Source organism: Pradoshia sp., from assembly GCF_051873915.1.
GTDB lineage: Bacteria > Bacillota > Bacilli > Bacillales > Pradoshiaceae > Pradoshia.
This window is the reverse complement of record NZ_JBJEFJ010000086.1, coordinates 1-4,296: the sequence shown is the minus strand read 5'-3', so window position 1 is coordinate 4,296 and position 4,296 is coordinate 1. Positions and strand designations below refer to the sequence as shown.

Here is a 4,296-nt window from a genome sequence, read left to right as displayed (position 1 = left end):
TATGGGCGAAACCCAAAATAGCAGCCAAGATCTCCGCTTACCCGTCCGCCAGACAACAGCCTCTAAACAAATCAAACTTAAAGGCTGACCCAAAAGCCCGTAAGCTTTCAGGTCAGCCTTCCTTCAATAAATTGACCTATTCTACACGTAAATCTTCTATTGAATCAATCTCCACATAGGCCGGGACGACAAGACCGAGTCTTGTCCCCTTCAAGTTAGGTCCTAAGTCGACAAAGTCTTCCTTATATTTATCGTAATACGCTTTCGAGGTCGTCGGAAGCCATGCGGCAACCATGGCATCTGCCTTCCCGCTCGCAATAGCCGCATACATCGGACCAATCTCCACCTGTCTTAATACAGGCTCATAGCCTTGCATTCTCAGCACCTCAGCAATAACATTCGTTGAGGCAACCTCTGATTCCCAGGCTACATATACGAGAGTAATATTTTCGCCATTGCCTTTTTCAGCATCATTCACCCACTGGTCGACCTTGCTCTTATTAGCCTCAATCCACTTGATGGCAGCCTCCTTGGAGCCCATTCCTTCTTCAATATCCTTCATGACAGACTCCATATCAGAGGTTTCCCAATAGAATTGATTGAGCACCTTTTCCGCACCAGGCAAATCTTCCTTTAAGCCCTTACGAACCAATGTATGAATGTCCTCACTTTCGCCATAGACACCCTTTGGATCATCCAGATACTTCAAGTCAAACTTACCGAACATCCAATGCGGTGTCCATCCTGTGATAACGATTGGCTCCTTCCGATCATAAGCCTTCTTCAGCTCAGCCCCCATCGCCGCCGATGAGCCTTCCTGCAATGTCCAATCATCACTTAGTCCATACTGATCCATTGCTTCCTGTGTCCTCGACATAACCCCTGAGCCCGGATCAATGCCCACGATTTTATAATCAACCTGGGCGCCAATTGAAGCATTCTCTGAGCCTTTCAGCTCGGCATTCAATAAGGACGTTACCGTATAGCCGCCCAAAAAGAGAACAATAACTAAACTATAAATCCACTTGCCTTTAACGATTGATTCAAAAGCCGGCGTTCTAAGCTTCTGAGAAATCCGGTCAAGAATGATGGCAATGATAACAATAGCTAATCCCGCTTCAAACCCTTCTCCAACTTTTATCTGGGAAACAGCGCGATAGACCTCTGCCCCTAAGCCGGGCGCTCCTACCAAAGAAGCCATGACGACCATTGATAATGACAGCATAATACTTTGGTTGATTCCTGCCATGATTGTTGGCATTGCGAGCGGCAGCTGCACCTTCATAATCTTTTGGCCTCTTGTGGAACCAAAAGCATCTGAAGCCTCAATTAAATCCTTTGGAACCTCCTGAATCCCAAGGCTGGTCATGCGAATCGCCGGGGCAATTGCAAAGATAACAGAGGCTACAATCCCCGGTACGACACCAATCCCAAAGAACAAGATGGCCGGAATTAAGTAGACAAAGCCAGGCATCGTTTGCATGAAATCTAGAATCGGCATTAAGATATTTCTCAGCCACTTGCTTTGGGAAGCCAAAATTCCAAGTGGAATTCCAAGTATGACCGTAATCAGAACAGAGGCCAGAACAAGGGCCAATGTCTGAATCATGGCATCCCAATATCCTAGATTATCAATCAGCAGCAGTCCTATGAACGTGAATAAAGCCAGAGGCCATTTATTCGTGTAAAAAGCAAGCAGTGTCAATAATAGAATGAGCACGATCGGCGGTCCAAATCCGAGTACATCTACACTCGTGTCAATGATGCTCTGCACAAACGTGGAAATAAAATTAAAAAACGGGCCAAGAGCATCTGTCAGCCAATCGACAACACGGTCGACACCTTGCGCCAACGGTATTTTTCCGATGTTCATTCTACTCCCTCCTTCTCAAGAAGGTTGTCCCGGTTTCCTGCGAGAGCACCAATGATGACTCCGCGGATAAGCACACCTCGAAGTTTTCTATCTTCATTGATTACCGCAAGCGGCATGGATGCATTGGCCATCTCATCAAGAAGATCAGCGATGACGGTGTCCTCATAAACCGCTGGAACATCCTTTGTCATCACATCCTCAATACTAAGCTGTTCTGCTGCAGCCCTGCTCGCTTGATCCGCTGACAGCGCACCTACCAGCTTAAAGCTGCGATCGACGACAAATATATGGGAATACCCGTTATCCTTCATCGTTTGCAGCGCAACCCTTGGTCCGCGATCCACAAAGATTCGTTCTGCCCGCTTCATCACCGATGCTGCCGTGAGTACACGGGATAAATTCACGTCTTCTACAAATCGTTCGACATAATCATTGGCCGGATTCATCATAATTTCCTCAGGAGTTCCAACCTGAATGATTCTGCCATCCCTCATTAAAGCAATCCTGTCTCCGATTCGCAACGCTTCATCTAAATCATGGGTAATAAAGATTATCGTTTTCTTATAGTTTTCTTGAATTTCCAGCAGCTCATCCTGCATGTTTTTTCGAATCATGGGATCCAGCGCACTGAAGGCTTCATCCATGAGAAGAATATCTGTATCACTTGCAAGCGCCCTCGCAAGACCCACCCGCTGCTGCATGCCACCACTCAATTGATTAGGGAATTGTTCTTCATAGCCTTGGAGACCGACAGCCTTAAGCGCCTGCATCGCCTTTTCGGTCTGTTCCTCCTCAGCGATTCCTTTAATTTCAAGGCCGAACTTAGTATTTTCAAGAATCGTTTTGTGGGGGAATAAGGCGAAGTTTTGAAATACCATACTGATTTTATTCCTCCTAATTTCACGAAGCTCTTTCGGTGACATCGTCACGATATTTTGGCCATCAATCAAGATCTCTCCATCAGTCGGGGAAATCAGCCGATTAATCATTCGAATAAGCGTAGACTTGCCGCTCCCAGATAAACCCATAACGACAAAGACTTCACCCTCATAAATATCTAAATCTGCCTTATGTACGCCAATCGTACTTCCTGTTTCCTTTAAGATTTCTTTTTTCGTCCTTCCCTGCAGCGATAATTTTATTGCCTGCTGCGGGGACTTTCCAAACACTTTCCAAACACCTTTTATGCTAACCTTTGCGTCCAACATACCACTCCTAAATATCAATCTAACAAATAACTCGCTAAAGACATAGTTATCCTCCTATACTAATAAACTATTTAGAGTAAACTTAAACATTTTTCTAAAAAAATAGGTCAAATTACACAAAAAAAGACTATGCACATGAATAGTATTCATGTGCACAGTCTAACTAGTTATTACTCTTCACCAATAATCTTCACTTCTGTTTCTAAATCAACGCCAAAATTCTCTTTGACCGTCTTTTGAACATGCTTGATCAAGTTCAAATAATCAGTTGCGGTTGCATTACCCGTATTAATAATAAACCCAGCATGCTTCGTTGATACCTGTGCTCCGCCAATCGATACTCCCTGCAGATTGCTATCTTGAATGAGCTTCCCGGCGAAATACCCAGGCGGACGCTTGAATACACTTCCACAGGATGGATATTCAAGAGGCTGCTTAGACTCCCGCAGGAAGGTCAATTCATCCATTCGTGCCTTAATGGCTGCAGGATCGCCTTTCTTAGCAGCAAATCTTGCTTCTAAAACGATGTACCCCCTCTTGGCAATCAAGCTGCTGCGATACGTTAATTCCATTTCTTCATTCGTTAATGTCAATAATTCTCCTTCATCAGTCAGAACAACAGCAGAGTCAATTACTTGAGAAATATCCCCGTCGTAGGCACCTGCATTCATATAAACTGCTCCTCCTACAGAGCCTGGGATGCCGCATGCGAACTCAAGTCCGGTCACACTTTGCTCTAACGCAAAGCGGGACACATTGATAATTGTCGCGCCGCTTTGAGCCACAATAAGACCGTCCTTCATTTCAATCCGTTCCATATGACTCAAAATAAGGACGATTCCTCTAATACCGCCATCACGGATAATGAGATTCGAACCATTTCCAAGAATCGTCAATGGGATAGAATTCTCACGGGAGAACAAAATACAACTCTGTACTTCTTCATACGTAGAAGGAAGGACGAGGAAATCGGCTTTTCCTCCCGTTTTCGTGAACGTATATTGGTTTAATGGTTCATCTTGCTTAATATGCTCTTTTGGGATCAGGCGTTGCAATTTTTCGTATATTGTTTGCTTTTCCATACTCTCAACCTTCTAATTATATTTGTCTATTTATTATATACATGAACTAAGCCATAAAATCACTGCAAATGGCTGGAAACTCTTTGTTTATTTTAGCATTCAAGCCCAGCTCATGCAATTTGACTAAAGAAAA

The 4,296-nt window shown here is 44.2% G+C and carries 3 protein-coding genes; all 3 read right to left on the bottom strand.

Going from position 1 to position 4,296, the window contains the following annotated elements:
• Positions 1 to 136 precede the first annotated feature (136 nt).
• Complete coding sequence (locus ACI35L_RS07950) at positions 137 to 1,873, bottom strand: glycine betaine ABC transporter substrate-binding protein (RefSeq protein ID WP_439802619.1); 1,737 nt, start codon at positions 1,871 to 1,873, stop codon at positions 137 to 139.
• Positions 1,870 to 3,081, bottom strand: a complete 1,212-nt coding sequence (locus ACI35L_RS07945) for a quaternary amine ABC transporter ATP-binding protein (RefSeq protein WP_049669594.1) — start codon at positions 3,079 to 3,081, stop codon at positions 1,870 to 1,872. The genes ACI35L_RS07950 and ACI35L_RS07945 overlap by 4 nt, the downstream gene beginning before the upstream one ends.
• 170 nt (positions 3,082 to 3,251) lie before the next feature.
• A complete protein-coding gene (gene murB / locus ACI35L_RS07940) occupies positions 3,252 to 4,163 on the bottom strand; it encodes a UDP-N-acetylmuramate dehydrogenase (RefSeq protein WP_049669593.1) in 912 nt (303 codons plus the stop codon).
• Positions 4,164 to 4,296 lie beyond the last annotated feature (133 nt).